We start from the raw sequence: 26,753 nt of genomic DNA, 5'->3' as shown, positions 1-26,753 counted from the left end.
CCCCCCTGTCAGATGTGCGGCAGCCCTAGGGGATACCGGCCGTAGGCGTCCCTTGGCCCGTAGGTCTTGTGCCCGTCTGGGTGCTGCTGTCGTCATCTTCATCGTCGACGCCGCGCTGACGGCCGCGATCCACAAGCGGCGGGCAGATTGCCACATTGGCCCCCGCGACGGGATCTTCGGCACAGATCTCTTCGCAAAGAACGAGATCGGGCGGATAGTTCGTGCCGGGCAAAGGCTCACTCGGGACACAAAGCGCTGCGCCGGATTTTGCGTAAAGCGGAACGGCCCGCGCCGCCTGCGGCTGAGGCGGTTGCGCACAGGCCGCCAAAACGATAGCCGCCGTGCCGGCCAAAGCCATAAATCGCACATTAACCATGAGGTTCTCCCCTTAAAATGAATGGTCACACAATACTCTGTTCGACCGAATCGGGGAATAGGTTCAATAAACGCGGAGGTTTTCGTTACCGTAATGTGCCGGACGGGCGGGTTGGCCCGTCCGGGCGGGACACGGTCAGTTGTACTTGCTGTACACCGGTTCCTCGACAATCGGTGCCGGCTCGACAATGATGATTTCTTCCTGCGGGGCCTGCGCACAAGCGGCGACGCTTGCCAGAAGACCCAGGGCAAGAAGGGCCTTGATGCTCTTGGACATCTCGCTCTCCTGTTATGTGCGGGCGTATCCGGGTTGGCCCCGGGCACACCCATTGGTTCGGTCACGCGAAGGCGACCATCTCCGACAATACCCTGAATAGCTGCCGCACCATACCGGTTTCGGTGCGCCCCGCGGGTCTGTGGCGGACATGCATCATAAACTTGTCCACATGAACGCTGACCCGCAACATGTTGTAGAGTCATCAGAAACCCTCCCATATGCAGGTGTCGTTCTCGATCACGTACCCGGCGAAAAACTGCGTGGCATCGGGCGCGGGCTCTCCGCGCGGCACGATGCGGTCCATGACCTGCACCACAACCTGCGCAGGCGGCTCTGGCGCGTTCCGGGCGGCGGCCACGCCCCATTCGGCGCACAGCCAGTCAAGGTCTTCCTGAGGGTCGGCGGAGCTGTCGGCGATGCCGGGGGCGAGGACGCGGAGCACCGCCCAGAGCTCCCCGGAAAAGGGCTGTTCCTCGTAAAGCGTCTCGTGCAGTTCCATGGCCATACCGGAGGGCGCGACCGCCTCCTGCGCCGCCGCAGAGGCCGCCGTAACGGCCAGGATCGGCGCTGAGAGGTATAACAATGGTATATCAATTCGCCCGGTCATGACCCTTCCGGCACCTCCTCGGGATCGGCTTCGAACGCGGCGGGGGCGGTGATCTGGATCAGCTCCATGTCACCCGAATGAGGGAGTTCCCGGTTGCGGATACCGGGCGGCCCGAGAACGCAGGAGTCCGCGCGCGACAGATGCTCACCCTCCCCCTCATACTCGAACAGGATCCGGCCGCCGGTCACGTAGACCATCCGGAATTCGAGCCTGTGGGAGGGCCAGTCGCCGGGACTTTTCCGTCCGGGGACGGCGCGGACCACCTGCGCGCCGCATCTGCCATCCGTCGCCTCCGCGATGCCAAGCCCGCCATAGTCGAAGAAAGCGCGGAGGCCCTCGCCTGCAAAGGGGGATGTATCGGCGTGCGAAGTGGTGAACGCCGCATTCATCGCGCCGCCCCGCTTGCCCGGTGCGGCGGCTGGGTCAGTGGTTGCGCAGCGCCTCGATCAACCCGTCCTTGCTCATGTCCGAGCGCCCGTCGATGCCGATCTCCTGCGCACGGTCGTAAAGCTCCTCCTTGGTCCACTCTTCGTAGGGCGGAGCCTTGCCGCCCTTTTTCGAGGGGGCCATGTCGTCGTTGGCCTGCGCATTGGCGATCCGCGCGGCCTTCTCCTTGGACATGCCCTTGTCGCGCAGGGCTTCGTATGTGTCGTCGTCCTTGATGGACTTGCCGTGATCCTTGCTCATGAAACTCTCCTTTCGGAGACAACACCGGCATCCGGGGCCTGGTTCCTGCGCAACGGTCAGGTGCGCCCCCGAACCCGACCCGCGCGGCTCCGCGCCCCGCGAACCGCGCAATCACAGCAGAGCGCGCCGCACAGGCGCGGAGACGGCCCAGCTGCGCCGATCGTGGTTTTTCCGGGGGCTTTGACAGGGCGGGACGGCGCATCATGGCCTCACAACGGAATATTATCGTGCTTCTTCCACGGCATCTCCACCTGCTTGGTGCGCAGCGCGGCGAAGGCGCGGCAGACCCGCTTGCGGGTGCTGCGGGGCTGGATCACCTCGTCGATGAAGCCGCGTTCGGCGGCCACGAAGGGGTTGGCGAACCGGTCTTCGTATTCGGCGGTATGGGCGGCGATCTTTTCCGGGTCGCCCAGATCGGTCCGGTGCAGGATCTCCACCGCGCCCTTGGCCCCCATCACCGCGATTTCCGAGGTGGGCCAGGCATAGTTTATGTCGCCCTGAAGATGCTTCGACGCCATCACCACATAGGCCCCGCCATAGGCCTTGCGGGTGATCACCGTGACCTTCGGCACAGTCGCCTCGCCATAGGCGAAGAGCAGTTTGGCGCCATGCTTGATGACGCCGTTATACTCCTGCCCGGTTCCCGGCAGGAAGCCCGGGACATCGACGAAGGTGAGCAGCGGAATGCTGAACGCGTCGCAGAAGCGGACGAAGCGGGCGGCCTTGCGCGCACTGTCGATATCCAGAACCCCGGCAAGGTTCAGCGGCTGGTTGGCGACCACACCCACGGTCTGTCCCTCCAGCCGGATGAACCCGGTGATGATGTTTTTCGCGAACTCCTCCTGGATCTCGAAGAAATCTCCCTCATCGGCCACCTTGAGGATCAGTTCCTTCATGTCATAGGGCATGTTCGGATTGTCAGGGATCAACGTGTCTAGACTTTCCTCGATCCGGTCCGGATCGTCGTGGAAGGCGCGTACCGGGGGTTTTTCGCGGTTGGAGAGCGGCAGGAAGTCGATCAGACGGCGCAGTTCGGCCATCGCCTCCACATCATCCTCGAACGCGCCATCGGCGACGGAGGATTTGCGCGTATGGGTGGTAGCCCCGCCCAGTTCCTCGGCGGTCACATGTTCATTGGTGACGGTCTTCACCACATCGGGGCCGGTGACGAACATGTAGGAGCTGTCCTTCACCATGAAGATGAAATCGGTCATCGCGGGCGAATAGACGGCCCCGCCGGCGCAGGGCCCCATGATCATGGAGATCTGCGGCACGACACCTGAGGCGCGGATATTGCGCTGGAACACCTCGCCATAGGCCGCCAGCGAGCTGACGCCCTCCTGGATACGGGCACCGCCCGAGTCGTTGATGCCGATCACCGGGGCGCCGTTCTGCATCGCCATATCCATGATCTTGCAGATCTTCGCGGCATGGGTTTCCGACACGGAGCCGCCCAGAACCGTGAAATCCTGAGAGAAGACATAGACCATGCGGCCGTTCACCGTGCCCCAGCCGGTAACCACGCCATCCCCGCGGGGTTTGGATTTCTCCATCCCGAAATCCGTGCAGCGATGGGTGACGAACATGTCGTATTCCTCGAAGCTGTCTTCATCGAGCAAAAGTTCGACCCGTTCGCGCGCGGTCAGCTTGCCCTTGGCGTGCTGGCTGTCGATGCGGGTCTGGCCGCCGCCAAGGCGGGCTTCCTCCCGACGGTGTTCAAGCTCTTGCAGGATGTCTTTCACGTGGGTCCCTCCGGTATCCGCATGGCGCGTTTCGGCGGAGACTACAGAGGGAGAACGCGCAAATACAGGGCGAATTGGAATATTTGCAAATTACTGCGCTACGCGATCTGTAATATTGCAAATCAGCAAATTCGCCGCCTTTCCCGGTGCATGGCAGGTGGCGCACAGGCGCTTGTGCACCGGCGCTCATGGACAACCCCGGCCCGCGGGCGTAGACGGGGGCAATGACATCCCGCCCCGTGGTCCGGTTTCTCGACCGTTCGACCCCCCCGCATATCTTTACCCTTATCGTGCTGACCGGCCTCGGCGCGCTGTCGATGAATCTGTTTCTGCCGTCGCTTCCCAACATGACGACCTATTTCGACACGGATTACCGGCTGATCCAGTTGTCGGTGTCGGGCTATCTGGGCATGAACGCGGTGCTGCAGCTTTTCATCGGCCCGATCTCGGACCGGTACGGGCGCAGGCCGGTGCTGCTATGGGGGATCGGCATTTTCGTGCTGGCCACGATCGGCTGCATCTTCGCGACCACGATCGAGATCTTCCTGTTCTTCCGTATGATCCAGGCCACCGTGGTGGTCGGCATGGTTCTGGGCCGCGCGGTGGTGCGCGACATGGTTCCGCAGGATCAGGCGGCCTCGATGATCGGCTATGTGACCATGGGCATGGCGGTGGTGCCGATGGTGGGCCCGGTCTTTGGCGGCAGGCTGGAGGAATCCTTCGGCTGGCAGTCGAATTTCTGGGTTCTCGCGGGCCTCGGCGCGCTGGTCTGGGCGCTGATCTGGCGCGATCTGGGGGAAACGGCAGGCGCCGGGGCGGGCAGTATCCGTGCCCAGTTCGCCGAATATCCCGAATTGCTGACGGCGCGCCGCTTCTGGGGCTATTGCCTGGCGGCCGCCTTCGCGTCGGGCGCGTTTTTCGCCTATGTGGGCGGAGCGCCCTATGTGGGCTCCGAGGTGTTCGGGCTGAGCCCGGCGATGGTCGGCTTCTTCTTCGGCGCGCCAGCGGTCGGGTATTTCTTCGGCAATTTCGTCTCGGGCCGGTATTCGGTGCGCGTGGGCATCAACACGATGATCCTCTGGGGCTGCCTGATTTCCGCCGTGGGGATAACGGTGCTGCTGCTGCTGTTTCTGGCCGGGCTCAAGACCGCCGTCATCTTCTTCGGGTTCATGACCTTCGTCGGTCTGGGCAACGGCATGGTCATCCCCAATGCCACCTCCGGCATGCTGTCGGTGCGGCCGCATCTGGCAGGCACCGCCTCGGGCCTTGGCGGGGCCTTCATGATCGGCGGCGGCGCAGCGCTGTCGGCGCTGGCCGGCACGCTTCTGACCATGGGCAACGGAGCATTTCCGCTGATCTGGATCATGCTGGTCACCGCGATTCTCGCCGTCGCCTCGATCGCCTATACGATCCGGCGGGAGCGGCAGATCAGCGGCATCTGACGCCCGCACGCGCCCAGAATCCCCTTGCCAAGGCCGGGTCTGCGAGGTCTGGTCTCCCCCAGAGTTTGCAAACCGATCTCCAGATTCTGCAAAGCGGGGGGCTCCGATGGCGGTTCGAAAGCTTTACGCCGGTGCAAAGCTGCGCGAGTTGCGCACCCGGCTTGGACTGACCCAGAAGGACTTCGCCGCCAAGCTGGGTGTCTCCCTGCCCTATCTGAACCAGATGGAAAACAACAACCGCCCGGTCTCCACCACCGTGGTTCTGGGGCTTGCGCAGGAATTCGGCTTCGACGTCACCGAACTGAGCACGGGCGATGCGGAGCGTCTGGTCTCGGACATGCGGGAGGCGCTGGCCGATCCGGTCTTCACCGACACCGCCCCGCCGCTCGCCGATCTGCGGCTGGCAGCGTCGAACGCGCCGGCGCTCGCGCGCGCCTTCCTGGACCTGCATCGCAGCTATCGCCAGACCCATGAGCGGCTGGCCTCGCTGGACGAGGCGCTGGGCCGCGACGGGGCCGATACCGCCCCCTCCCCCTGGGAGGAGGTGCGGGATTTCTTCCATTACTGCGACAATTACATCGACGCGGTGGATCGTGCCGCCGAACGGTTCGCCGCGCAGGCCGGGGCCGATCTGGCCCATCACACCGAGGACAGGCTGCGCGCGCGCGGCATCACGATCCGCCACGAGGCCGGCACGGGCCTGCGCCATTACGATCCGGGCAGCCGGACGCTGACCCTGTCGCCCCGCGCCGCGCCCGAGACGCAGCGGTTTCAGCTGCTGCACCAATTCGCGCTGCTGGATCAGGCGCAATTGCTGGGCGCGACGCTGGATCTGGCCCGGTTCCAGTCCGACACCGCGCGGTCCATCGCGCAGATCGGCATGGCCAACTACTTCGCGGGCGCGGTGCTGATGCCCTATACCCGCTTTGCCGAGGCGGCGGCCGAAACCCGCCACGATCTGGAACGCCTTTCGATCCAGTTCGGCGCGTCGATCGAACAGGTGGCGCATCGGCTCTCGACCCTGCAACGCCCGGGCGCCAAGGGGGTGCCGTTCTTCTTCACCCGCGTCGATCAGGCCGGCACGATCACCAAGCGGCATTCGGCCACCCGGCTGCAATTCGCGCGCTTCGGCGGCGCCTGCCCGCTGTGGAACGTGCATCGCGCTTTCGAAACGCCGGGGCAGTTCCTTCGGCAACTGGCCGAAACGCCCGATGGGGCACGCTATGTGATTCTGGCCCGGGACGTCTCCAAATCCGGGGGCGGATGGAACGCGCCGATGCGCCGCTACGCGATCTCGCTCGGCTGCGAGGTGAAACATGCAGGCGCGCTGGTCTATGCGGACGGGCTGGATCTGGAAAGCGCGGAAAGCTTCCAGCCGATCGGCATCTCCTGCCGGATCTGCGAGCGAACGGGCTGCCACCAGCGCTCTGTGCCGCCGCTGGAACGCAAACTGCGGATCGACCCGAACCACCGAGATATCCTGCCCTACGAGATCGAACGTTGACCGGAGCCCGGCACGCACCGTACTTCTGAACAGGTCTCACCAACACAAGGAGAGGTCCGTTGGAACTGCATGCCACCCGCACCATCGCCGCAGACCGGGCCACCGTCTGGGCCGCGCTGAACGACGCGCAGACGCTGAAAGAGTGCATCCCCGGCTGTGAAGAGCTGACCGGGACGCCCGAGGAGGGGTTTTCCGCCGTGGTCAAGCAGAAGGTCGGCCCGGTGAAGGCCACCTTCAAGGGCGATGTGGTGCTGAGCGATGTGGTGCCCGGCACCAGCTACACGATTTCAGGCGAGGGCAAGGGCGGTGTCGCGGGATTTGCCAAGGGCGCCGCAAAGGTGGTGCTGAGCGATGCGGCCGATGGCGGGACGGATCTGCATTATGATGTGGATGCCAAGGTCGGCGGCAAGATCGCACAGCTCGGCTCGCGCCTGATCGACAGTTTCGCGCGGCGCATGGCGGATCAGTTTTTTGAACGGTTTCAGGACCATGTGGAAGGCGACGGGGCAAAGTCCGCGGCCGCGGACTGAAAAAGGCCCGTGCGGGCCGGGCCACCCGCCCCTTGCGCCCATGCGGGTTTGGCGACGGCAAAGCGGCCGCGCCCGACCCCGCCGGACATAACGCACCGGAACCTCTCCGGAACGGCGCTTGCTTTTTTTCCGGTGACGGTCTTGGCGGGCCGGGAGAAGACGCCCCCCCGGCCCGAAGCTCAGACCCGTGCTCAGGCTTTCGACAGCATGGCCGCGATCTGGTCTTTCAGCGCCAGACGTTCCTTGCGCATCTGGACCTCGGCCAGTTCCTCGCAGGGTTCCACGCCGGTTTCGGCCCGGTGCACCGCGCGGTTGATCTCGTGATAGGCATCCATCAGCTTTGCGAAATGCGCATCCGAGGTTTTCAGTTCGTGAATTTTGTCCACTTGGTCGGGGAATTCTTCGGCCAGTTCGTGGGGTGTGTGGCTCATCGGTGTTTCCTTCTGCGTCCTGTTGCGGTCCGAGTCACGTGGTAGCACCCTCATCGGCAGGTGCAATTGAGGGAAATCAAATCAGCCATGCGGCGCGCGCCAGCCGGCGGCTTCCGCCTCGGCCACGGAGCAGAACCAGCGTTCGCCCGTGGCCGCATCGATTCGCGTGGCGGCATAGGAGCGGCTGCCCGGCAGATGGTAGATCCGCCCGCTGTCCGAAATATTGCCCTTGATCAGGCAGCCGCCGGTGTCGGCAGGTGGCTGCTCCTGAGCCTGCGCCGCCCGATGGGTCGCCGGATCGGCCCAGAGGCCGGCCCAGAGCCCGCGCCGCGCCCGTTCCGCCATCTCTTCCTGCGGCACGTAGTCGAGCGAATAGCGGCGATAGGCCCGGGCCATGCCGGTGCCGACCAACCATGCGCCCAGATCGCCGGACGCAGGCGCGTCGCAGCGCGCGATCAGGCGATCGTAGCGGTCGGTCCGCGCGCCGGTGCAGGTGATCCGCATGCCCGAGATCTGCGCATCCAGCCGGGCGGCGACCCAATCGCCGCAGGGCCAGAGGCCGCCATCGCCGCGCGCGCAGGGCTGGTCGCGTTCCGGCGCGTCGATTCCGAACAGCCGAACGGTCACGCCCGCCACCTCCAGCGTGTCGCCGTCGATGACCCGGGCAGGTCCGCTCACCTCCCGCGCGGCGGCGCCGGACACCGCCCAGAGGAAGAGTGCGGCGGCGCAAACAAATCGTGAACACAATCCCATGTCCGAGAGGTTGCCCAAGCCGCGCGCGGCTTCAAGCGAAATCTTAACGAAGTGTTAATCTGGAGGCGGGTTTCGGCGCTATTCGGCCGCCGCCATGGGCAGGCCGCGCCAGGCCTCCAGCACCGTGGCGACGCTCAGGATCGAGGCCCGGGCAAGGGTCTCGGCAAAGCCGCCCTCGGCGGCGAGCAGCCCCGGAAAGCCCAGACAGGGGATGCCGAGCGTTTCCGCCGCCTCCGCCGCGACGGGCGTATCGACGATGGCCACCGCCTGTTCGGGCGCGAGCGACAATTCGTCCAGCGCAAGCTCCATCGCCTGCGGATCGGGGGCCATGCGCTCCACGTCGCTGCGCAATACCGTCATGTCGAAGGGAATGCCGCCCCGCGCCCGGGCTGTGGCCTTCAGCAGGGCCTGGACCGGCGCCGCCTCGGACCGGCTGACAAGGGCGAGCGTCAGCCCGGCCCGGGCGGCCCACCGCAGCACGCCATCCACCCCCGGCCGGAGCGGAATGCCCCCCGAGAGGCGCGCGGCGAACACCCGTTGATGGGTTGCGTCGAGCCGGGCGGCATCGACGGTCACGCGCAGGTGATCGGCGAAGCGCGCGGCCAGTTGCCTGTCGCCACCGGGGCGCATCAGCTCCGCATAGGTGTCCCAGGACCATTCCCAGGGCACCCCGTGAATGCGGAAGGCGGCGTTCCACGCCGCGCGGTCGAGTTCGGCGCATTCCGCGAGGCTGCCGATCCCTCCGAAAATGACTGCTTTTGGTGTCATGAAACGTCTCCTGCCGGGATCATGGCACCCCCGGGGCAGGCGGCGCGCAACATCCCCGCCGCATTTGCCGCGCCGCGGCATGCGCCATTGGTTCCGCAATGGGCGACGGCGACGGAGGCTGCCCAATTTCCGGGCAGGCTGGAAACCTGCCGGCGGCGGGGGCGGCCACTCGCAAGTCGCCGCTGCCACCCCGAAACAGTCAAGTGTTAACAAAGTGTTAACCTGGCTCAGATCTTTGTCTGGGGAACCGACGGGGTGACCGCCCGACGGCGCAGGACGGCCTCTCTCCAGGTCATGAAGCTGATCGCGGCGATGATCAGCCCGCCGCCCATGATCACCCAGATATCCACAGGCTCGGAGAAGACCAGCGCGCCGAGCGCGGTCGCCCAGACCAGTTGCAGAAAGGTGACCGGCTGGGTCACGGTGAGCGGCGCCGCGGCGAATGCCAGCGTCATCGTGTAATGCCCGCCCGTGGCAAAGACGGCGACCAGAAACAGCCAGCCCAGTTGGTCCCATGTCACCGGCACCCAGACCGCCCATGCGAAAGGCGCCAGACAGATCGTGACCGTGATCGACAGCATGCCCACCACGACCGTGGCCTCCACCTCATCGGCCATGATCTTGGCGATCAGATATCCGATGGCGAAGCTGGCAGCCGTGAACAGCATCGCGAAATGCCCCGGCCCCAGTTCGCGAAAGCCGGGGCGCAGGATGATCAGCGCGCCCAGAAGGGCGACAGCCACCGCAAGAATGCGCCGGACCGCCAGACGCTCGCCCAGAAAGACGACCGCCAGCAGCGTCACGTAAACCGGGCTGAGATAGTTCATCGCCGTCACCTCGGCGATGGGGATCTGGGTCATCGCGTAGAACCAGCAGATCACGCCGGCCGTATGGGCCACGCCGCGGATGCCGAAGAGCCTCAGCGCACGGGTGCTGAGCCGCGCGCGCAGGATCGGGCGGATCATCGGGATCAGGAACACCAGCCCCAGAACATAGCGCAGAAAGGCCGATTGCGCCGGCGGCACCTCGTTGCCCACGACCTTCACAATGGCGGTGACCGCAACGAAACAGGCCCCGGTGACCAACATCCAGAACACGCCCATCACGGGGCGGGCGGCAGGTTTTTCAGGGATTTGGACGGCATCGGCCATGGGCCCCAAAGAACCCCATCGGCACGCGGGCCGCAAGCGGACTCAGAGCAGAAAGATCAGTTTCGCCGCGATCGCCCACATCACCATCCCGACCAGAAGATCGAGGATCTGCCAGGCGCGGGGCCGGGCGAAGAACGGCGCCAGAAGCCTTGCGCCATAACCAAGCCCGAAGAAGAACACGAAGCTGGAGGCGACGGCCCCCGCCCCGAACCACGCGGCCGCGTCGCCATACTGGGTGGAGACCGAGCCCAGAAGCATCACCGTGTCGAGATAGACATGCGGGTTCAGCCATGTCAGCGCCAGACAGGTCAGCACCGTCGCGCGCAGACTGCCGGCGCCGCTGCGCCCTGCCTGCAACGCGTCCGCCCCTCGCCACGCGGCCAGAAAGGCGCGGGCGCCATAGACGATCAGAAAAGCCGCGCCGCCATAGCGAAAGGCCGGCGCCAGCCACGGCAAGGCCTCGGCCACCACCGCGAAGGAGGTGACGCCGAGCGTGATCAGCACCGCATCGGATACCGCACAGGTCAGGCAGACGGCGAAGACATGGGCCCGCCGCAGCCCCTGCCGGAGCACGAAGGCGTTCTGTGCCCCGATGGCGAGGATCAGGCTGAAGCCAAGGGCAAATCCGGGAAAAAAGGCGGCGGTCATGCAAAGGCGCTTTCTCTTGGCAACCCGCCCCGGTTAGGCCATAGGGTTCCATAAGGCCAGTTACGTTTTCTGCACCCACATTAGAGTTGCGAATGATAGACACTCACGCCCTGATGGCGCTTTCCGCCGTGCTGCGCAGCGGCTCCTTCGACGGGGCGGCGGCGCAGCTGAACATCACCCAGTCGGCCGTGTCCCAGCGGGTGAAGGCGCTGGAGGAGAAGCTGGGCACGGTTCTGGTGCGCCGGACCCGGCCCGCCAGCGCCACCCCCGCGGGCGCGCGGCTGCTGCGCCATGCCGAGGAGGTGGGGTTGCTGGAAAAGACCCTTGCCGCGGATCTGGGGGGCTTGCTGCCCGACCCGGCGACGCCCCTGCGTCTGGCGGTGAATGCCGACAGCCTTGCGACATGGGCCCTGCCCGCGCTGGCTGCGGTGCCGGGGTATCTCTATCATCTGGAGATCGACGATCAGGACCATTCGGCGGACTGGCTGAAACGCGGGGCGGTCTCGGCGGCGGTGACCGCGGGCAACGTGCCGGTGCCAGGCTGCGACGTGTTCCCGCTGGGGGCGCTGCGCTACATCGCGACCTGCGCGCCGGGCTTCGCCGAAACCTGGTTCGCCGACGGCGTGACCGCCAAGGCGCTGGCCGAGGCCCCGGCGCTGACCTTCAACCCCAAGGACCGGCTGCAACAGCGCTGGGCCGAGCAGGTGACGGGGGAGAAAGTGGCGCTGCCCACCCATTTCTTCGCGTCGAGCCACGGCTTCGTCGAGGCGGCAAAGCTGGGTATCGGCTGGGGCCTTAACCCCGAAAGCCTTGTGGAGGAGGCGCTGGCCGATGGATCGCTGGTGCCGCTTGGGCCCGATCAGGTGTTCGACGTGGCGCTGAGCTGGCAGGTGCCGCGGCAGATGGCCAACGCGCTGAGGCCGCTGACCCGGGCCATTCGGAAGGCCGCGGCGGACCGGCTGCATCCGGTCACCGCCGACTGACGAGGCCCGCCCTGTACGCTCCGCCGGGGGGCGGGCGCGCCGGCTAAAGCTGCTCCATGATCTCGTCGGAGATCTCGAAATTCGCGGTGACGCTCTGGATGTCGTCATCATCCTCCAGCGCCTCGATCAGCTTCATCAGCTTCTGCGCGCCGTCCAGATCCAGCTCGGTCGTGGTGGTGGGCCGCCAGACCAGCTTGGTCGACTCGCTTTCGCCCAGTTCCGCCTCCAGCGCCGTCGAGACCTCGTTCAGATCGGTATCGGCGCACCAGATCACATGCCCGTCCTCGGAGCTTTCCACATCCTCGGCGCCCGCCTCGATCGCGGCCATCATCACCGTATCCGCATCGCCCGCATCGGCGGGGTAGCTGACCTGCCCCTTGCGGTCGAACATGAACGCGACCGATCCGGTTTCCCCCAGATTTCCGCCATGTTTTCCGAAGGTCGACCGCACCGTGGAGGCGGTGCGGTTGCGGTTGTCGGTCATCGCCTCGACAATCACCGCCACTCCGTTCGGCCCATAGCCCTCATAGCGGATCTCGTCGTAATTCTCCGCATCCCCGCCCAGCGATTTCTTGATCGCGCGGTCGATCACATCTTTCGGCACGGACTGGGATTTCGCCTCCTTCACCGCCAGCCGCAGGCGCGGGTTCTTGTCCGGGTCCGGGTCGCCCATCTTGGCGGCCACGGTGATTTCCTTGGCGAGTTTGGAGAACAGTTTGGAGCGGACCGCATCCTGACGCCCCTTGCGGTGCTGAATATTCGCCCATTTTGAATGGCCCGCCATCGGTATCCCTCGTGCAAAAATCTCGGCAGCCCCGTCTATACGGCAGGCCATGGCGGGGGGGCAATCCCCCGATAACAGGCGCGCTCGTTCACGCCGGCGGATGGTCTGGAAATGCCGTTTTCAAATCCCGCACGGGCGGCGACATCTGCTATTCTGGGCGGCAGAGGCACAAGGGGGAGGCGTCCGCCATGATGATCTATCCGATGATCGAGTTGCAGAACGGCCGCTGCGTGAGCCTCTACCGGGGCCGGCTGGAAGAGCCGCAGATCTGGCACGTGGACCCGGTGACCAAGGCCAAGAGCTTTGCGCGGGCCGGGGCGGAATGGCTGCATCTGACCGATTTCGACCGGGTCGCCGGGGACACCGGGAACCACGATCTGGTGTTGGAGATCATCCGCAGCGTCGGCATTCCGGTGCAGTTCGGCGGCGGTTTGCGCTCGCTCGACGCGATCGCGGGCTGGATCGACATGGGCGCGGGCCGGGTGGTGGTGGGCACGCTGGCCGTCACCAGCCCCGATATCGTGAAACAGGCCGCGCGGCGCTACCCCGACCAGATCGTGATCGCGCTGGATGTCTTTCAGGGCAAGGTGATGACCGAAGGCTGGCGCCGGACAAGCGCGATCACGCCGGAGGCGTTTCTGTCGGCCTATGAGACCGATCCGCTGGCCGCGATCATCGTCACCGATATCGACGCCGATGTGGAGGACAGCGACGGCTCGCTGGCGCTGGTCACGCGGCTGGCCGACATCGCGCGCGCGCCGGTGATCGCGCGGGGCCTGTCGCGCAGCCTTGACGATATCGCGCGGCTGAAATTCGTGCCCCATGTCTCGGGCGCGCTTGTCGGGCGGGCGCTTTTCGACCGCTCGGTCGATCTTGCCGAGGCACTGGCGGTGGCGCGCGCCGTCCGCGGCCCGATGCCCGAGTTCATCTGACGGGCAAATCTCTCGGACGGAGATTTTATCCGGCATCGGGCACGTTTGGCGGTTTGCACGCCCGGAGCTTCGCCATAAGACTTGTCCTATGACCACGGACCAGATCATCCTATTCACCCTTTTCGGCGCGGTCTTCGCATTGCTTCTCTGGGGGCGGTTCCGGTACGATCTGGTGGCGTTTTCCGCGCTGATGGCCGGGGTCCTGCTGGGGGTCGTGCCCGTGGATGCGGCATTTGCCGGGTTTGGCCATCCCGCGACGCTTGTCGTTGCACTGGTTCTTGTGGTTTCGGCCGGACTCGTGCGGTCGGGCGCGGTGTTCCTGATCACCCGCACGCTTGTCGATGCCACGCGCTCGCTCAAGACCCATATCGTGATCATGGGCGGGATCGGCGGCGTGCTCTCGGCCTTCATGAACAATGTCGCGGCGCTGGCGCTGCTGATGCCGGTGGATATCGCCACCGCGCGCAAGGCCGGGCGCAGCCCCGGCGTGTCGCTGATGCCGCTCAGCTTCGCCACGATCCTGGGCGGGATGGTCACGCTGATCGGCACGCCGCCCAACATCATCATCGCCACGATCCGGCAGGATTCGCTGGGCGAGCCGTTCAGGATGTTCGATTTCGCGCCCGTGGGCGGGATCGCGGCCATCGCCGGGCTGCTCTTCATCGCGCTGATCGGCTGGCGGCTGATCCCGTCCCGCGACAGCGGCGTCGGCGGTGACCGCATTGGTGAACTGGCGCCCTATCTCGCCGAGCTGATCATTCCCGCCGAGAACAAGCTGGTCGGCACCCGGCTGCGCGAGTTGCTGGACCCGGCGGAAAAGGCCGATGTGGCCATTCTGGGCCTGATGCGGGACGGCAAGCGGCGGTTCGGAACCGGGCGCAACCTTGAGATCAAGCCCGATGACGTGCTGGTGCTGGAGGCCACGCCCGAGGCGCTGGACGAATTCCGGACCGCCTTTTCGCTGGCCATCGTGCCCGCGGACAACCCGGCGGCGGATGCCATCGGCGAGGGTGTCAGCCTGATTGAGATGGTCGTGCCCGAAAGCTCCAGGATCGTCGGGCGCACCGCTGAATCGGTGGGCCTCTCCTGGCGCAAGCGCACGGTCCTGATGGGCATCGCGCGGCAGGGCAAGCGGATCACCAGCCATCTGCGCAAGACCGTGGTGGAACCCGGCGATATCCTGCTGCTGCTGGCCCCGTCCGACACCACCGATGACGTGGTGGACTGGCTGGGCGGGCTGGCGCTGGCCGATCGCGGGCTGAACGTGACCCGGGACAGCAAGACCTGGCTCGCCATCGGGCTTTTCGGGGCCGCGGTTCTGGCGGCGTCGCTGGGGCTGGTCTACCTGCCGGTCGCGCTGGGGGTCGTAGTGGTGGGCTATGTGCTGACCCGGATCCTGCCGCTGTCGGAAATCTACGATCACATCGAATGGCCGGTCGTGGTGCTGCTCGGCTCGATGATCCCGCTTGGCGCAGCGCTGGAAACCTCCGGCGGCACGGAGCTGATCGCGGGCGCCCTGGTGGCGCTGACCGACGGGCTGCCGGCCTGGATGATCCTGACCGTGCTGATGGTCGTCACGATGACGCTCAGCGATATCCTGAACAACACCGCCACCACGATCGTCGCGGCGCCCGTAGGCATCCAGATGGCCCAGACGCTGGACGTTTCCCCCGACCCGTTCCTGATGGCGGTGGCGATCGCCGCATCCTCGGCCTTCCTGACGCCCATCGGGCACAAGAACAACACGCTGATCCTGGGGCCCGGAGGCTACGGTTTCGGCGATTACTGGCGCATGGGCCTGCCGCTGGAGATCATCATCGTGGCGGTCTCGATCCCCGCTATTCTGGTGTTCTGGCCGCTCTAGGTCGCACGTTTCCCGCTTCTTCTGGTTCGAAATACCGCCGCCGGAGGCATTGAAATCTCTGTAGCGCCAGAAAAGACAAGATGCCTCCGGCGGCGGTATTTTTGACCAGAAGAAGAGCCCTTCACGCTTTGCTAACCGGAATCACCGAGACTCTTCGGGCGGTACAGGCTGCGGAGCCGATGACCGCACCAGGAGAAGGCGCCCGGGAAAACCCGATCCGGTTTGACCGGGTGCCCGACCTGTTTCGCTTTCGGGTTTCAGTTTTCCTGCTTTCAGTTTTCCGGCGGCGGGGGCGAGGCGAAGGTGCGTGTCCGGCCGGTGCTGTCGGTGATGGTGACCGTGGCGAGCGGCGCGATGACATCCGGGCCGCCGAGGGCGGTGAAGATCTCCTCCAGCACATAGCGGACCGGGTTGGTGCGATCGTCGATTTCCACCGTGTAGGCATAGGCGGTGGGGCAGCCTTGCAGCCGGCCGGTCCAGCCGGTCGCAGCGCCCGGCGGCGCGGTGTCGGTGCAGGTCGTCCCGTTCGACATGGGCACGGTGATGGTCGTGTCGGTCAGCGATACCGAGAGCGGGCGCGGCGGCCCGATGGTGCAGGCGGCCAGCGCGAGGGCGGCGGCGGTCGGGAGGATCAGGGCGCGGGGCATGGGGGAATGTCCTTGTGGGTCAGAGGGGCCAGATGAGCGGAATGATGGCGCTGACCACAAGCCCGAGGCTCAGTGTCAGCGGGATGCCCACCTTCATGAAATCGGTGAATTTGTACCCGCCCGGACCATAGACCAGCATATTGGTCTGGTAGCCGATTGGGGTGGCGAAACTGGCCGAGGCAGCAATCATCACGGCGATGACCAGCGGGCGGGGATCGACGCCGATGGCCTGCGCCAAGCCGATGGCGACGGGCGTGACCACCACGGCCACGGCGTTGTTGGACACAAGCTCGGTCAGGATCGAGGTGATCAGGTAGATCGCCCAGACAAGCAGGAAGGGCGGCAGATCGGCCAGCCAGGGCGCCAGCCCGCCCACAACCAGCGCCACCGCGCCCGTGGCCTGAAGCGCAGCGCCGATGGCGAGCATCGAGAAGATCAGCGCCAGCAGGCGACCATCGACGGAGGCGAAGGCTTCGTCCGCGTCGATGCAGCGGGTCAGCAGCACCACCGCGACCGCGACGATCGCCAGAAGAAAGATCGGCGCGATGTTGAGCGCCGCGAGGATCACGATGCCCGCCATCGCGGCCAGCGCGATCGGCGCGTGGCTGCGGCGATAGGCGCGGGCCGACGGCTTGGAGACATCGACGAGGTCCATATCCGTGGCCAGCCGCTGGATATCCGCCGGGTCGCCCTCCAGGAGCAGGGTGTCGCCCACGCGGACCACCAGATCGTCCAGTTGCCGGCCGATATTCTGGTTCCGCCGGTGCACCGCAAGCGGGTAGACGCCGTAGCGCCGGCGCAGGCGCAGCGAGCCCAGCGAGCGGCCGACCATGCCGCAGCCCGGCGTGATCAGCACCTCCACCGTCTGGGTCGCGACCGAGCTGAGCTTGTCGACCGTACGGAGTTGCTTGTTGGCCTGCAGGCCCAGAACCTCGGACATTTCCGTGCGCAGAACCACCCGGTCGCCGGCGCGAAGCTCCACATCGGCCATGTTCCGGCGCAAGGAGGCATCGCCGCGCAAAACGTCGATCAGGCGCACGCCGTCACGGCTGAAGATGTCGACCTCATTGACATTCTGGCCAATGAGCGCGCTGTCCTCGGGCAGGGCCACCTCGGTGAAGAATTTCATCTTGCCCCGGTTCGACAGCATATCGGCCATCGACCCTCGATCGGGCAGCAGGCGCGGCGCGATCACGCCCAGATAGAGCATGCCCCAGGCCACCACGACGAGGCCGATCGGCGTGATCTCGAAAATCGTGAAGGGCTCAAGGCCCTGTGCCCGTGCAACGCCATCGACCAGCAGATTGGTCGAGGTACCGATGAGCGTCAGCGTGCCGCCCATGATCGCGCCATAGCTGAGCGGGATCAGCAGTTTCGAGGCCGGGCGGCCGAGCGAGCGCGCGATCTGGACGAAGACCGGGATCATCACCACGACGACCGGCGTGTTCGACACGAAAGCAGATCCGACGACGACAAAGGCCATCAGCGCGCCCAGCGCCACGAAGGGCCGGGTCTGGGCCTTCGACTCCGCCAGGGCGGTGAACCGTTCGAGCGATCCGGTGCGCACCAGCGCGCCCATGGTGATGAACATCGCCGCGATGGTCCATGGCGCGGGATTGGACAAAACCGCAAGCGCATCGGCATAGGGCAGAAGCCCGGTGACCAGCAGAAGCGACACGCCCGCCAGGGCCACCACCTCTGTCGGGTAGCGTTCGCGAATGAACATCACGAACATCAGGCCCACCACCGCAAGCGTCGCGATGGCCTGGGTCTGGGCCGATAGGGTCAGGTCGATCATGGATGCCCCTGCGCGGCTGCCTCAGCGCGCATCATTCCCGATGCCGGCACCGCCGTCCAGCATCTCTTTCGGGCGCGGCTGCACCAGAAAGAGCCCCGCGAACATGACCGCCATGGCCGCCCAGACCCAGGGAGAGTAGGTTTCGCCCAGGATCAGCTTGGCCCAGAGGATGCCGCTGCCGGTGACCAGATAGCTGACCTGCGCGGCGAAAACCGCGCCCGCGCGCCCGACCAGCCACACATATCCGGCATAGGCGATGGCATGGAACGTGCCCAGGGCGAGGATCGCAAGGTCGGGCAGCCCATAGGGCGGCAGGGGCGAAATCCATTGCCCGGTCATCAGCGCCAGCGGTGCGGCCAGAACGATGCCGACCAGTGAGGCGCCCAGCAAAACCTGCACCGGGTCGAGCCCCTCGGTGCCGTAGCGGGACACGAAATTGCCCTCGATCGCGTAGAAGGTGGGCGCGATCAGCGCCACGGGCAACCACCAGACCATGGCCCGGTCGGGCAGGCTCGTCTCGGGGGCCGCGATCATCACGATGGCGATGAGGCCAAGCACCAGACCCAGAAACCGCAGGCCCGAAAACCGGTCCAGACCCCATGCCAGCGCGATCGGGAAGGCCAGCATCGGCACCAGCGAGATGACGATGGACAGGATGCCCGAGGGCAGATGGATGGCGGCGGTATAGCTGGCCGAATTCGGCAACAACGTGCCGATCAGCGCGATGATGACATAGAGCGCGATATGGCGCGGGCCCCGCGGCAGGCCCCGGCCCCGCAGAAGGTTGATCGTTCCCAGAAGCAAGGCGCCGATGACGACCTGCCAGAAGATGAGGCCGAAATGGCGGTAGCCCTCGGACACGGCGATCTTGGTCAGCGGGTGGGTGATGCCCCAGGCCGCGCCGATGCAGAGCAGAAGGCCCAGAAGCGCCGCGGCATCGCGCCGTTTCACGGAACCGTCTCCTGCAGGCGGCCGCCGATGCGCACCGGCTGGATGCGGCCGGCCCTGCCCGTCCGGTCATCGGTTTCCACATAGACGCCCGACAGGGTCGCCTCCCCGGCGGCGGGAGTGAAGCGCTCTTTCGGCATACCGGTGATGAAGCGGCGCAGCGGCTCGGTCTTCTCCATCCCGATAACGGAATGATAATCGCCGCACATCCCCGCATCGGTCATGTAGCCGGTGCCGCCCGGCAGGATCTGCGCGTCGCCGGTGGGCACATGGGTATGGGTCCCCACCACGAGGCTGGCGCGGCCGTCGCAGAAATGGCCCACGGCCATCTTCTCGGATGTCGCCTCGGCATGGATATCGACGATCACCGCCTGCGCCTGACCGCCCAGAGGATAGGTCGCCAGCGTGCCTTGCAACGCCGAAAACGGGTCGTCAAAGGGGCGTTTCATGAAGACCTGGCCCAGCGCCTGGGCCACCAGCACCTTGCGCCCGCCCGCCGCATCGAACAGCCGCGCACCCTTGCCCGGCGCGGATTTGGAGAAATTCAGCGGCCGCAGGATGCGCGGCTCGCTCTCGATGAATTGCAGCATGTCGCGCTGGTCAAACGCATGATCGCCAAGCGTCAGACAATCGATCCCGGCCTCCAGCAGGGTTTTCGCATGCGCCGCCGACAGCCCCGCGCCCGAGGTTGCGTTTTCGCCATTGACCACGACGAAATCCAGCCGCCAGTCTTCGCGCAGCCGGGGCACATGGGCCACCACCGCCGCCCGGCCCGCCCGGCCCATCACATCGCCCAGAAACAAACATCTCATGATCATCGGCTTAGGGCCTGTGCCGCGTCACGGCAAGGGCGGTTCTGGCGGGCGGATCGTTCCCGTTTCGGTGACGACGGCGTCAAGGGGCTGGTCCGTGGGCTCCACCGGCAGCGGCGGCAATTGCTGTGCGGCGAAGGCAAAGCCAAGGGCGCGGACGGGGCCATTTGCCCGCAGACGCGCCAGTGTCCGGTCATAGAACCCTCCGCCATAGCCAAGCCGGTTGGCCGCGCGATCGAACCCCACAAGCGGCACGATCAGGATATCGGGCTCCAGCCAGTCGCCATCTGCCGGGATCCGGGCGCCGAAGGGGCCCGGGACCATCTCCGTGGCCGGCGTCCATTCCCGGAAGCGCAGCGGTTTGCCCTTCGCCGCGATCACCGGAACGCAGACAAGGTTCCGCGCGGCAAGCGCCGTCATCGCCGGGATCGGGTCAAGCTCCGTCCGGATCGGCATGTAGCCCGAGATGACATGGCCGGAGACTGGCCCGATCTCGGCCAGGAGCGCGGCGGTGGCCGCCAGCCCGTGACCTTCGGCAAATGCGGTCTGGCGCGCGGCATAGGCGTCGCGGCGAAGCGCCGCTTTCTGCTCGGACAGGGTCATCGGCACGGATATCCCGGGGCTGGACGGCATCGGATCATGGGCAGGAGCGTTCGCGCCGAATGCCCGGCAACGCAACAAAAAAACGCCGCATGCCGGGACCGGGCCGGGCCGGATGACGGGATGACCAGGGAGACTGACGCAGCGAAAGGACGGCCCGGCCCCGGCCACGAGGCTTTGCGAAACCGCCCGGCGCGCGGTAGGCAGGAGGGCATCATTCCGGGAGACACGCCATGCTGAGCCTAGATCACATCGCCATCGCCACGCCCGATCTGGCGACCGGCACGGCCTGGGCGGAGATGGCCTTCGGCGTACCGCTTGAGCCCGGCGGGACCCACGCGGAGATGGGTACCCACAACCGGCTGCTGTCACTGGGGCCCGAGGAATATCTGGAGGTCATCGCGATAGACCCCGATGGGGCCGCCCCCGGGCAGCCACGCTGGTTCGATCTGGACCGGTTCCGCGGCCCGACCGGGCCGGGCGCGTGGATTGCGCGGGTGCCCGATCTGGATGCGGCCATCGCCGCCGCGCCCGACGGGATCGGGGTGGCCTGGTCGCTGAGCCGGGCCGATCTGCGCTGGCGGATGGCGATACCCGCGGATGGCAGGCTGCCCTTCGATGGGCTGTTTCCGGCGCTGATCGAATGGGAGGGGGCGGCCCACCCTGCCCCGCGCCTGCCCGATCGGGGCGTGCGGCTGACCGGGCTGACCCTTGCCCATCCGCAGGCGGAGGCGCTGCGCGCGGCGCTTGCCCCGGTATTTAGCGATCCAAGGCTGGAGATCGTGGCCGAGGACAGCCCCTATCTGGGCCTGCGGTTCGACACCGCCCGCGGGCCGCTCGACCTGTGATCCGCGGGGCCCGCGCCGGTGATGCCGCGGCGATCGCGGCGATCTGGACCGATGTCATCACCGGCAGCACGGCCACCTTCACGACTGTGCCGAAAACCGCCGACGCGGTGACCGATGTTCTGGCCGCGCAGCCGTTCTTCGTGTCGGAAACCGCGGGCACGGTATCGGGGTTCGCCACCTATGGTGCATTCCGGGCGGGGCCCGGCTATGCGCGGACGGCGGAACATTCGATCCATATCGCGCCGGCGGCGCGGGGCCGGGGCGAGGGCCGCGCGCTGATGGCCGCGCTTGAGGCGCATGCGCGGGGCCGGAGCATCCATTCGATGATCGCGGGCCTGTCGGCGGAGAACGCAGCCGCGCGCGGGTTCCACGCGGCGCTCGGGTATCGGGAGGTCGCCCATATCCCGCAGGCCGGCTGGAAATTCGGGCGCTGGCACGATCTTGTGCTGATGCAGAAATTCCTCTGACATCCCCGGCGGTTTCCCGCTAAAAGCGCTCCCATGTCGCTTTGGACCCGCATAACGGATGCGCTTTCGGCACTCGCCAAGGGCGAAGGGCTTGGCGCGGTCTTCGACAGGCTGCGCAGCCCGCCGGAACGGTCGGTTGCCTTTACCATCGCGGTTATCGCGCTCAGCGCCAAGATGGCCAAGGCGGACGGACGGGTGACCCGCGACGAGGTGACCGCCTTTCGCGAGGTGTTCCAGGTGCCGACCGAGGAAGAGGCGGCGGCGTCGCGCGTGTTCAATCTGGCGCGGGAGGATGTGGCGGGGTTCGAGGAATATGCCGCGCGCATCGCGCGGATGTTCGCCGACAATCCTGCCGTCCTTTCCGACCTGATGGAGGGGCTTTTCCACATCGCCTGCGCCGACGGGGCCTATCACCCCAAGGAGGACATGTTTCTGGAACGGGTGGCGGAGATCTTCGGGATGAGCCCGCGCGATTTCACGTCCCTGCGCGCGCGCCACGTGCCCGATGCAGCACCCGACCCCTATGCTGTTCTGGGCGTCGACAGCACCATGTCGCTGGAGGAGATCCGCGCGGTCTGGCGCAGTCAGGTGCGCGAGACCCATCCCGACAGGATGATGGGCCGGGGCGTGCCGGAGGAAGCCATCCGTCTCGCCGAGATGCGGCTGCGAAGCATCAACCGGGCGTGGGAGGAGATCTCCGCCCATCGCCGGGACTGAGACCGCGATGCGCATCGCCACCTATAACGTGGAATGGTTCGCCAACCTGTTCGACGATGACGGCGCGCTTCTGGACGATGACGGCTGGTCCGGGCGGCAGGACGTGACCCGTTCGGCGCAGATCGCCGCACTCGGCTATGTGTTTCAGGCGCTCGATGTCGATGCGGTGCTGGTGGTGGAGGCGCCCGACAGTTCCCGCCACCGCAACGGCGCCACCGCACTTGAACGGTTCGCCATGCGCTTCGGGCTGCGGGCCCGCAGCGCGCAGGCGGGCTTTACCAATGACACCCAGCAGGAACTGATCCTGCTCTACGACCCCGATGTGATGTCCGCGCGCCACGCCCCGATCGGTGCGGCCACCGGCAAGAAGGGCCGGGACGGCGCGCCGCGCTTCGACGGGACGTTCCGGATCGACCTCGATATCGACGCGACCGAGGATCTGGTGCGGTTTTCCAAACCGCCGCTCGAAGTGGCTCTGGACACGGCGGCGGGCGCGCTGCGCCTGATCGGGGTCCATGTGAAGTCGAAGGCGCCGCATGGCGCGCGCGGCGATGACGAGCTGATGCGGATCGCCATCGCCAACCGCCGCAAGCAACTCGCTCAGTGTATCTGGCTGCGCGCGCGCGTCGATCATCATCTGGATGCGGGCGAGCCCCTGATCCTGCTGGGCGATTTCAACGACGGGCCGGGGCTCGACGAATATGAGAAGCTCTTCGGCCGGTCGGGTGTGGAGATCGTTCTGGGCAAGGATCTGCCCCCCGACAGGCAGCTGTTCGACCCCCATGCGCGCCGCGCGCTGCAAAGCCGGATCGCGGCCCAGCCCACCACCGCACGGTTCTATCTGCGCGATGAAAACCGGTTTCTGTCGGCCCTGCTGGATTACGTGATGATCAGCCACGATCTGCGCCCGCGGGCGTGCGGCTGGCGCATCTGGCACCCGTTCGACGACCCCGATTGCTGGCGCGACGAGACGCTGGGGCGCGCGCTTCTGACCGCGTCGGACCATTTCCCGGTCGTCCTGGAGCTTGAAGGACCGGGTGGTCTTTCCCCTTAAACCACGCCGTGAAGTGCCCTATATTGGGGCCATGAAACAGCTTGCCCCCGCAGCCCTCGTCGCCCTGAGCCTGCTTGCCGTGCCCGCCCCTGCCCTGGCGCAGGACGGCGCGGAGCCCGAGAGCGACTTTCGCGAAGGTCTTGATCTGTTCGCGCGGGGCGCGGAGCTGATCCTTGAAGGGCTGCGCGAGGAAATGGAGCCGATGCTGGAGGAGATCCAGCCCTTTCTGGAACAGGAGATGCTGCCCTTCATGCAGGGTCTGGCCGATGCGATGGACGACATGACCGCCTATCATCCGCCCGAACGTCTGCCCAACGGGGATATCATCATCCGCCGCCGCGACGACATGCCTGTTCTGCCCGAACCCGGCGAAGGGGGCGAGGTGGAGCTTTAGGCCACGCCTCCGCACCTCCGGACAGACCGGGTGCCAGGCCGCGCGCGGAGAGGAATTGCGCCCGGAGGGGTTGAGGCTCAACGCCCGCTGGCTCATATCAAGGGGGAACGCGATCCAGCCCCGAGGTTTTCCGATGCGCCTGCCCCTGCCCGCCCCTGCCCGCGATGCCGCCGCCGATACCGGGGGTGCGCCCCTGGGTGAGCTGCCGGAATGGGATCTCAGCGATCTTTACACCGCGCAGGATGCGCCCGAACTGACCCGCGACATGGCCTGGCTGGAGGGCGAGTGCGCCGATTTCGCCGCGACCTATGAGGGCAAGCTTGCCGGGCTGAACTCAGACGAGATGCTCGATTGCGTGCAGCGTTACGAAAAGATCGATCTGGTGAGCGGGCGGATCATGTCCTTCGCGGGCCTGCGCTACTACCAGCACACCACCGATCCGGCGCGGGCGAAATTCATGTCCGACTGTCAGGACAGGATCACCGCCTTTACCACGCCGCTGGTCTTTTTCTCTCTGGAATTCAACCGGATCAGCGATGACACTTACGAGACGCTGATGGCCGGCAATGCTGATCTGGCGCGCTACCGCCCGGTTTTCGACCGGATGCGGGCGATGAAACCCTATCAGCTTTCCGATGAGCTGGAGCGGTTTCTGCACGACCAGTCCACCGTTGGCGCAGCGGCCTGGAACAAACTGTTCGACGAAACCATCGCGGGGCTGAGTTTCGATGTGCAGGGCGAACGCCTTGGCATCGAGGCGACGCTGAACCTGCTGACCGACCAGGACCGTGCCCGGCGCGAGGCCGGCGCGCGGGCGCTTGTCGCGACCTTCCAGACCCGGCTGGGCCTGTTCGCGCGGGTACACAACACGCTTGCGAAGGAAAAGGAGATCGAGGATCGCTGGCGCAAGCTGCCCAGCCCGCAGGCGGGCCGCCATCTGGCGAACCATGTGGAACCCGAAGTGGTCGAGGCGCTGAGAAATGCGGTGGTCGCCGCCTATCCGCGCCTGTCGCATCGCTATTACGCCCTGAAAGCCAAATGGCTGGGGCTGGAGACGCTGGAGGTCTGGGACCGCAACGCGCCCCTGCCGATGGAGGATACCCGGCTGGTCACCTGGGACGAGGCCCGCGCGACCGTGACCGACGCCTATGCGGCGTTCGACCCGCGCCTGGCCGATCTGGCCGAGCCGTTTTTCACCGATGGCTGGATCGATGCGGCGGTGAAGGACGGCAAGGCGCCCGGGGCCTTCGCCCATCCCACCGTTGTCGACGTGCATCCCTATGTGATGCTGAACTATCTCGGGAAACCCCGCGATGTCATGACCCTTGCCCATGAGCTGGGCCATGGCGTGCATCAGCGGCTGGCGGCCGGGCAAGGCGAGTTGCTGTCCTCCACCCCGCTGACGCTGGCCGAGACCGCAAGCGTTTTCGGCGAGATGCTGACCTTCCGCAAACTGCTCGATGCCGCCGAAACGCCGGAACAGAAGAAGGTGCTGCTGGCGGGCAAGGTGGAAGACATGATCAACACCGTCGTGCGCCAGATCGCGTTTTACGATTTCGAGTGCAAGCTGCATGACGCGCGGCGCGAGGGCGAGTTGACGCCCGACGATATCAACGCGCTCTGGATGTCGGTGCAGGCGGAATCGCTGGGCCCGGTGTTCAACTTCATGGAAGGGTACGAGACCTTCTGGGCCTATATCCCGCATTTCGTGCATTCGCCCTTCTACGTCTATGCCTATGCGTTTGGCGACGGGTTGGTGAACGCGCTTTATGCGGTCTATGCGGAGGGCGAGCCGGGCTTTCAGGAGAAGTATTTCGAAATGCTGAAGGCCGGCGGATCGAAGCACCACAAGGAGCTTCTGGCACCCTTCGGCCTCGATGCGAGCGACCCGGCCTTCTGGGACAAGGGGTTGAGCATGATCGAAGGCTTCATCGACGAACTGGAGGCGATGGAGGGGTGAGCCGCGTCCCGGAACGGCGTGACCGGCGCCTTTCCGGGCTGCACGGACCGGGCTGTCCCGATGCCTGATACGCCGCCCCGCACGCCCCCCGTCAAGCGCACCGTCAGGGGGCGGCTTGCCCGCGCGCTGGTCTGGGTGCGGTCGCATGTCCCGCCGGGCTTGCGCCTCATCCTCGGACTGCTTCTGATCCTGGGCGGGATTTTCGGGTTTCTGCCGGTTCTGGGCTTCTGGATGATCCCGCTTGGCGTGGCCGTGGCCGCGCTTGACATCGGACCGATCTGGCGCCGACTCCGCGGCGGACGGCGACGGTAGTCAGGCCGCTCGGCCGGGCGACACCTGCGTGGGCACGCTCTCCGGGGCGTCCTGTAAGGCCGGTCAGCCGCGCCGTCCGCCATGCGCTGAACCGGGGCCGCGGGATCTAGTCCAGCTCGGTCCATGGCCAGGGCTTGACCTCGCTGGCGGCGGTCTGGAACCGGGCGGCCTTGGCGATCCAGATGCCCAGATCGGTGCCGAACTCGGCCAGCCGGGCATTCGGCTCGCCGCCATTGATCACCATGACGACGAACTGGATTATGGTCAGTGCGCCCAGAACCGTATGCGCAAAACTCAGCATGACGGAGATCAGCACCATATAGACAAAGCGCATGACCAGCCCTTCGCGACCGCTGGGCTCGTTCTGCTCGCCGTTCAGGCGACCGTTGACTTTCTCTTCCTCGCTGAGCGGCATCCGTATCTCTCCTTGTGCGCGGTCGACCCATGATACCTCAGCCCGGGCCCTATCTGCCACCGCAAAGACGGGATCGACCGGTGCAGAGCCCTGTCCGCGCGCAATTCGGAGCGAAAACTGGCGGGCGCGCCGCCGCAGTCGCGCGCCGGGGCAGTGTGCCCACGCTCTCTCTATCAGCGTGGGTTTTGCGGCTTCGTCATGAGCAAACGGCCCCCGGGGCGGAAACCCGCGGGGGCCGTTTCTCTGCGGTCGGGTCGCGGCGGCCCGGGGAGGGAGAAGCCCCGGTCGCGCGCGCCCGCTCCG

The 26,753-nt window shown here is 66.3% G+C and carries 31 protein-coding genes; 13 read left to right on the top strand and 18 right to left on the bottom strand.

Going from position 1 to position 26,753, the window contains the following annotated elements:
• Positions 1-25 precede the first annotated feature (25 nt).
• The 6 genes from D9R08_RS12250 to D9R08_RS12230 all read right to left on the bottom strand — a co-directional run bounded on the left by D9R08_RS12250 (position 26) and on the right by D9R08_RS12230 (position 3,688).
• On the bottom strand, positions 26-376 hold the full coding sequence (locus tag D9R08_RS12250) for a hypothetical protein (RefSeq protein WP_147450672.1): 351 nt from the start codon (positions 374-376) through the stop codon (positions 26-28).
• A 135-nt stretch (positions 377-511) separates the two neighbouring features.
• Complete coding sequence (locus D9R08_RS19250; protein WP_199709347.1) at positions 512-652, bottom strand: hypothetical protein; 141 nt, start codon at positions 650-652, stop codon at positions 512-514.
• 202 nt (positions 653-854) lie between these two features.
• Complete coding sequence (locus D9R08_RS12245) at positions 855-1,235, bottom strand: DUF6497 family protein (RefSeq protein WP_158598993.1); 381 nt, start codon at positions 1,233-1,235, stop codon at positions 855-857.
• A 20-nt stretch (positions 1,236-1,255) separates the two neighbouring features.
• Positions 1,256-1,648, bottom strand: coding sequence for a cupin domain-containing protein (locus D9R08_RS12240; protein WP_121898357.1), 393 nt, complete (start codon positions 1,646-1,648; stop codon positions 1,256-1,258).
• Between the two features lie 34 nt (positions 1,649-1,682).
• Complete coding sequence (locus D9R08_RS12235) at positions 1,683-1,946, bottom strand: DUF7218 family protein (protein ID WP_121898356.1); 264 nt, start codon at positions 1,944-1,946, stop codon at positions 1,683-1,685.
• 209 nt (positions 1,947-2,155) lie between these two features.
• Positions 2,156-3,688 carry an acyl-CoA carboxylase subunit beta gene (locus D9R08_RS12230; RefSeq protein WP_121898355.1) on the bottom strand — a complete coding sequence of 511 codons (1,533 nt, stop codon included), beginning with the start codon at positions 3,686-3,688 and terminating at the stop codon, positions 2,156-2,158.
• A gap of 224 nt (positions 3,689-3,912) precedes the next feature.
• On the opposite strand from D9R08_RS12230, the gene D9R08_RS12225 reads away from it, so the two are divergent.
• From D9R08_RS12225 to D9R08_RS12215, 3 genes are all read left to right on the top strand, one after another.
• Positions 3,913-5,130: a multidrug effflux MFS transporter gene (locus D9R08_RS12225; RefSeq protein ID WP_121898354.1), complete on the top strand. Its 1,218-nt coding sequence runs from the start codon at positions 3,913-3,915 to the stop codon at positions 5,128-5,130.
• 106 nt (positions 5,131-5,236) lie between these two features.
• On the top strand, positions 5,237-6,634 hold the full coding sequence (locus D9R08_RS12220; RefSeq protein ID WP_121898353.1) for a helix-turn-helix domain-containing protein: 1,398 nt from the start codon (positions 5,237-5,239) through the stop codon (positions 6,632-6,634).
• 59 nt (positions 6,635-6,693) lie between these two features.
• A complete protein-coding gene (locus D9R08_RS12215) occupies positions 6,694-7,164 on the top strand; it encodes a CoxG family protein (protein ID WP_121898352.1) in 471 nt (156 codons plus the stop codon).
• A gap of 191 nt (positions 7,165-7,355) precedes the next feature.
• Here the strand turns inward: D9R08_RS12215 and D9R08_RS12210 are convergent, their stop codons facing one another.
• From D9R08_RS12210 to D9R08_RS12190, 5 genes are all read right to left on the bottom strand, one after another.
• The gene (locus D9R08_RS12210) at positions 7,356-7,595 is read right to left on the bottom strand and encodes a YdcH family protein (protein ID WP_121898580.1); all 240 of its coding nucleotides are present in this window, start codon (positions 7,593-7,595) and stop codon (positions 7,356-7,358) included.
• Between the two features lie 81 nt (positions 7,596-7,676).
• The gene (locus tag D9R08_RS12205) at positions 7,677-8,348 is read right to left on the bottom strand and encodes a thermonuclease family protein (RefSeq protein ID WP_121898351.1); all 672 of its coding nucleotides are present in this window, start codon (positions 8,346-8,348) and stop codon (positions 7,677-7,679) included.
• Between the two features lie 78 nt (positions 8,349-8,426).
• On the bottom strand, positions 8,427-9,116 hold the full coding sequence (locus D9R08_RS12200; RefSeq protein WP_158598992.1) for an HAD family hydrolase: 690 nt from the start codon (positions 9,114-9,116) through the stop codon (positions 8,427-8,429).
• 227 nt (positions 9,117-9,343) lie between these two features.
• Positions 9,344-10,267 carry a DMT family transporter gene (locus D9R08_RS12195; RefSeq protein ID WP_121898349.1) on the bottom strand — a complete coding sequence of 308 codons (924 nt, stop codon included), beginning with the start codon at positions 10,265-10,267 and terminating at the stop codon, positions 9,344-9,346.
• A gap of 42 nt (positions 10,268-10,309) precedes the next feature.
• Positions 10,310-10,915 carry a LysE/ArgO family amino acid transporter gene (locus D9R08_RS12190; protein WP_121898348.1) on the bottom strand — a complete coding sequence of 202 codons (606 nt, stop codon included), beginning with the start codon at positions 10,913-10,915 and terminating at the stop codon, positions 10,310-10,312.
• Positions 10,916-11,007: 92 nt separating this feature from the next.
• Here D9R08_RS12190 and D9R08_RS12185 point away from each other — a divergent pair, with 92 nt between their 5' ends.
• Complete coding sequence (locus D9R08_RS12185) at positions 11,008-11,898, top strand: LysR family transcriptional regulator ArgP (RefSeq protein WP_121898347.1); 891 nt, start codon at positions 11,008-11,010, stop codon at positions 11,896-11,898.
• 43 nt (positions 11,899-11,941) lie between these two features.
• On the opposite strand, the gene D9R08_RS12180 is transcribed toward D9R08_RS12185, so the two are convergent.
• Positions 11,942-12,682, bottom strand: coding sequence for a YebC/PmpR family DNA-binding transcriptional regulator (locus D9R08_RS12180; protein ID WP_121898346.1), 741 nt, complete (start codon positions 12,680-12,682; stop codon positions 11,942-11,944).
• Between the two features lie 188 nt (positions 12,683-12,870).
• Here D9R08_RS12180 and D9R08_RS12175 point away from each other — a divergent pair, with 188 nt between their 5' ends.
• Both D9R08_RS12175 and D9R08_RS12170 read left to right on the top strand, forming a co-directional pair.
• The gene (locus tag D9R08_RS12175) at positions 12,871-13,614 is read left to right on the top strand and encodes a 1-(5-phosphoribosyl)-5-[(5-phosphoribosylamino)methylideneamino]imidazole-4-carboxamide isomerase (RefSeq protein ID WP_121898345.1); all 744 of its coding nucleotides are present in this window, start codon (positions 12,871-12,873) and stop codon (positions 13,612-13,614) included.
• 88 nt (positions 13,615-13,702) lie between these two features.
• Positions 13,703-15,478 carry an SLC13 family permease gene (locus tag D9R08_RS12170; RefSeq protein WP_121898344.1) on the top strand — a complete coding sequence of 592 codons (1,776 nt, stop codon included), beginning with the start codon at positions 13,703-13,705 and terminating at the stop codon, positions 15,476-15,478.
• A 272-nt stretch (positions 15,479-15,750) separates the two neighbouring features.
• Here the strand turns inward: D9R08_RS12170 and D9R08_RS12165 are convergent, their stop codons facing one another.
• Genes D9R08_RS12165 through D9R08_RS12145 form a run of 5 tightly spaced genes read right to left on the bottom strand, consistent with a single transcriptional unit; the run spans position 15,751 to position 20,286 of the window.
• Positions 15,751-16,125, bottom strand: a complete 375-nt coding sequence (locus D9R08_RS12165) for a hypothetical protein (protein WP_121898343.1) — start codon at positions 16,123-16,125, stop codon at positions 15,751-15,753.
• 19 nt (positions 16,126-16,144) lie between these two features.
• Positions 16,145-17,923 (bottom strand): SLC13 family permease, encoded by a 1,779-nt coding sequence (locus D9R08_RS12160; protein WP_121898342.1) that lies wholly within the window; start codon positions 17,921-17,923, stop codon positions 16,145-16,147.
• Between the two features lie 21 nt (positions 17,924-17,944).
• Positions 17,945-18,874, bottom strand: a complete 930-nt coding sequence (locus D9R08_RS12155; RefSeq protein WP_121898341.1) for a DMT family transporter — start codon at positions 18,872-18,874, stop codon at positions 17,945-17,947.
• Complete coding sequence (locus D9R08_RS12150) at positions 18,871-19,683, bottom strand: TIGR00282 family metallophosphoesterase (RefSeq protein ID WP_121898579.1); 813 nt, start codon at positions 19,681-19,683, stop codon at positions 18,871-18,873. Before D9R08_RS12150 ends, D9R08_RS12155 begins: the two co-directional genes overlap by 4 nt.
• 27 nt (positions 19,684-19,710) lie before the next feature.
• On the bottom strand, positions 19,711-20,286 hold the full coding sequence (locus tag D9R08_RS12145) for a 5-formyltetrahydrofolate cyclo-ligase (RefSeq protein WP_121898340.1): 576 nt from the start codon (positions 20,284-20,286) through the stop codon (positions 19,711-19,713).
• 230 nt (positions 20,287-20,516) lie between these two features.
• Here D9R08_RS12145 and D9R08_RS12140 point away from each other — a divergent pair, with 230 nt between their 5' ends.
• From D9R08_RS12140 to D9R08_RS12110, 7 genes are all read left to right on the top strand, one after another.
• On the top strand, positions 20,517-21,131 hold the full coding sequence (locus D9R08_RS12140) for a VOC family protein (protein WP_121898339.1): 615 nt from the start codon (positions 20,517-20,519) through the stop codon (positions 21,129-21,131).
• Positions 21,128-21,598 (top strand): GNAT family N-acetyltransferase, encoded by a 471-nt coding sequence (locus D9R08_RS12135; protein ID WP_121898338.1) that lies wholly within the window; start codon positions 21,128-21,130, stop codon positions 21,596-21,598. The genes D9R08_RS12140 and D9R08_RS12135 overlap by 4 nt, the downstream gene beginning before the upstream one ends.
• Positions 21,599-21,631: 33 nt before the next feature.
• On the top strand, positions 21,632-22,315 hold the full coding sequence (locus tag D9R08_RS12130; protein WP_121898337.1) for a molecular chaperone DjiA: 684 nt from the start codon (positions 21,632-21,634) through the stop codon (positions 22,313-22,315).
• Between the two features lie 7 nt (positions 22,316-22,322).
• Positions 22,323-23,369 (top strand): endonuclease/exonuclease/phosphatase family protein, encoded by a 1,047-nt coding sequence (locus D9R08_RS12125; RefSeq protein ID WP_121898336.1) that lies wholly within the window; start codon positions 22,323-22,325, stop codon positions 23,367-23,369.
• Between the two features lie 31 nt (positions 23,370-23,400).
• Complete coding sequence (locus tag D9R08_RS12120; protein WP_121898335.1) at positions 23,401-23,763, top strand: hypothetical protein; 363 nt, start codon at positions 23,401-23,403, stop codon at positions 23,761-23,763.
• Between the two features lie 133 nt (positions 23,764-23,896).
• On the top strand, positions 23,897-25,723 hold the full coding sequence (locus D9R08_RS12115) for a M3 family oligoendopeptidase (protein ID WP_121898334.1): 1,827 nt from the start codon (positions 23,897-23,899) through the stop codon (positions 25,721-25,723).
• 60 nt (positions 25,724-25,783) lie between these two features.
• A complete protein-coding gene (locus tag D9R08_RS12110; RefSeq protein WP_121898333.1) occupies positions 25,784-26,035 on the top strand; it encodes a hypothetical protein in 252 nt (83 codons plus the stop codon).
• Between the two features lie 106 nt (positions 26,036-26,141).
• On the opposite strand, the gene D9R08_RS12105 is transcribed toward D9R08_RS12110, so the two are convergent.
• Positions 26,142-26,450, bottom strand: a complete 309-nt coding sequence (locus tag D9R08_RS12105; RefSeq protein ID WP_121898332.1) for a DUF4389 domain-containing protein — start codon at positions 26,448-26,450, stop codon at positions 26,142-26,144.
• Between the last annotated feature and the right edge of the window lie 303 nt (positions 26,451-26,753).

It is taken from the genome of Rhodophyticola porphyridii, from assembly GCF_003688285.1.
GTDB lineage: Bacteria > Pseudomonadota > Alphaproteobacteria > Rhodobacterales > Rhodobacteraceae > Rhodophyticola > Rhodophyticola porphyridii.
The sequence above is the reverse complement of the archived record's forward strand: the minus strand, read 5'-3'. Positions and strand labels throughout refer to the sequence as shown.

What these genes read in the sequence shown, in the direction of transcription:
- D9R08_RS12190 (WP_121898348.1), bottom strand. Translation starts at nt 10,915, where the DNA reads ATGACCGCCGCCTTTTTTCCCGGATTTGCCCTTGGCTTCAGCCTGATC.
- D9R08_RS12240 (WP_121898357.1), bottom strand. Translation starts at nt 1,648, where the DNA reads ATGAATGCGGCGTTCACCACTTCGCACGCCGATACATCCCCCTTTGCA.
- D9R08_RS12150 (WP_121898579.1), bottom strand. Translation starts at nt 19,683, where the DNA reads ATGAGATGTTTGTTTCTGGGCGATGTGATGGGCCGGGCGGGCCGGGCG.
- D9R08_RS12140 (WP_121898339.1), top strand. Translation starts at nt 20,517, where the DNA reads ATGCTGAGCCTAGATCACATCGCCATCGCCACGCCCGATCTGGCGACC.
- D9R08_RS12160 (WP_121898342.1), bottom strand. Translation starts at nt 17,923, where the DNA reads ATGATCGACCTGACCCTATCGGCCCAGACCCAGGCCATCGCGACGCTT.
- D9R08_RS12165 (WP_121898343.1), bottom strand. Translation starts at nt 16,125, where the DNA reads ATGCCCCGCGCCCTGATCCTCCCGACCGCCGCCGCCCTCGCGCTGGCC.
- D9R08_RS12235 (WP_121898356.1), bottom strand. Translation starts at nt 1,946, where the DNA reads ATGAGCAAGGATCACGGCAAGTCCATCAAGGACGACGACACATACGAA.
- D9R08_RS12200 (WP_158598992.1), bottom strand. Translation starts at nt 9,116, where the DNA reads ATGACACCAAAAGCAGTCATTTTCGGAGGGATCGGCAGCCTCGCGGAA.
- D9R08_RS12210 (WP_121898580.1), bottom strand. Translation starts at nt 7,595, where the DNA reads ATGAGCCACACACCCCACGAACTGGCCGAAGAATTCCCCGACCAAGTG.
- D9R08_RS12115 (WP_121898334.1), top strand. Translation starts at nt 23,897, where the DNA reads ATGCGCCTGCCCCTGCCCGCCCCTGCCCGCGATGCCGCCGCCGATACC.
- D9R08_RS12170 (WP_121898344.1), top strand. Translation starts at nt 13,703, where the DNA reads ATGACCACGGACCAGATCATCCTATTCACCCTTTTCGGCGCGGTCTTC.
- D9R08_RS12120 (WP_121898335.1), top strand. Translation starts at nt 23,401, where the DNA reads ATGAAACAGCTTGCCCCCGCAGCCCTCGTCGCCCTGAGCCTGCTTGCC.
- D9R08_RS12225 (WP_121898354.1), top strand. Translation starts at nt 3,913, where the DNA reads ATGACATCCCGCCCCGTGGTCCGGTTTCTCGACCGTTCGACCCCCCCG.
- D9R08_RS12205 (WP_121898351.1), bottom strand. Translation starts at nt 8,348, where the DNA reads ATGGGATTGTGTTCACGATTTGTTTGCGCCGCCGCACTCTTCCTCTGG.
- D9R08_RS12125 (WP_121898336.1), top strand. Translation starts at nt 22,323, where the DNA reads ATGCGCATCGCCACCTATAACGTGGAATGGTTCGCCAACCTGTTCGAC.
- D9R08_RS19250 (WP_199709347.1), bottom strand. Translation starts at nt 652, where the DNA reads ATGTCCAAGAGCATCAAGGCCCTTCTTGCCCTGGGTCTTCTGGCAAGC.
- D9R08_RS12250 (WP_147450672.1), bottom strand. Translation starts at nt 376, where the DNA reads ATGGTTAATGTGCGATTTATGGCTTTGGCCGGCACGGCGGCTATCGTT.
- D9R08_RS12185 (WP_121898347.1), top strand. Translation starts at nt 11,008, where the DNA reads ATGATAGACACTCACGCCCTGATGGCGCTTTCCGCCGTGCTGCGCAGC.
- D9R08_RS12195 (WP_121898349.1), bottom strand. Translation starts at nt 10,267, where the DNA reads ATGGCCGATGCCGTCCAAATCCCTGAAAAACCTGCCGCCCGCCCCGTG.
- D9R08_RS12110 (WP_121898333.1), top strand. Translation starts at nt 25,784, where the DNA reads ATGCCTGATACGCCGCCCCGCACGCCCCCCGTCAAGCGCACCGTCAGG.
- D9R08_RS12180 (WP_121898346.1), bottom strand. Translation starts at nt 12,682, where the DNA reads ATGGCGGGCCATTCAAAATGGGCGAATATTCAGCACCGCAAGGGGCGT.
- D9R08_RS12220 (WP_121898353.1), top strand. Translation starts at nt 5,237, where the DNA reads ATGGCGGTTCGAAAGCTTTACGCCGGTGCAAAGCTGCGCGAGTTGCGC.
- D9R08_RS12175 (WP_121898345.1), top strand. Translation starts at nt 12,871, where the DNA reads ATGATGATCTATCCGATGATCGAGTTGCAGAACGGCCGCTGCGTGAGC.
- D9R08_RS12145 (WP_121898340.1), bottom strand. Translation starts at nt 20,286, where the DNA reads ATGACCCTGTCCGAGCAGAAAGCGGCGCTTCGCCGCGACGCCTATGCC.
- D9R08_RS12130 (WP_121898337.1), top strand. Translation starts at nt 21,632, where the DNA reads ATGTCGCTTTGGACCCGCATAACGGATGCGCTTTCGGCACTCGCCAAG.
- D9R08_RS12105 (WP_121898332.1), bottom strand. Translation starts at nt 26,450, where the DNA reads ATGCCGCTCAGCGAGGAAGAGAAAGTCAACGGTCGCCTGAACGGCGAG.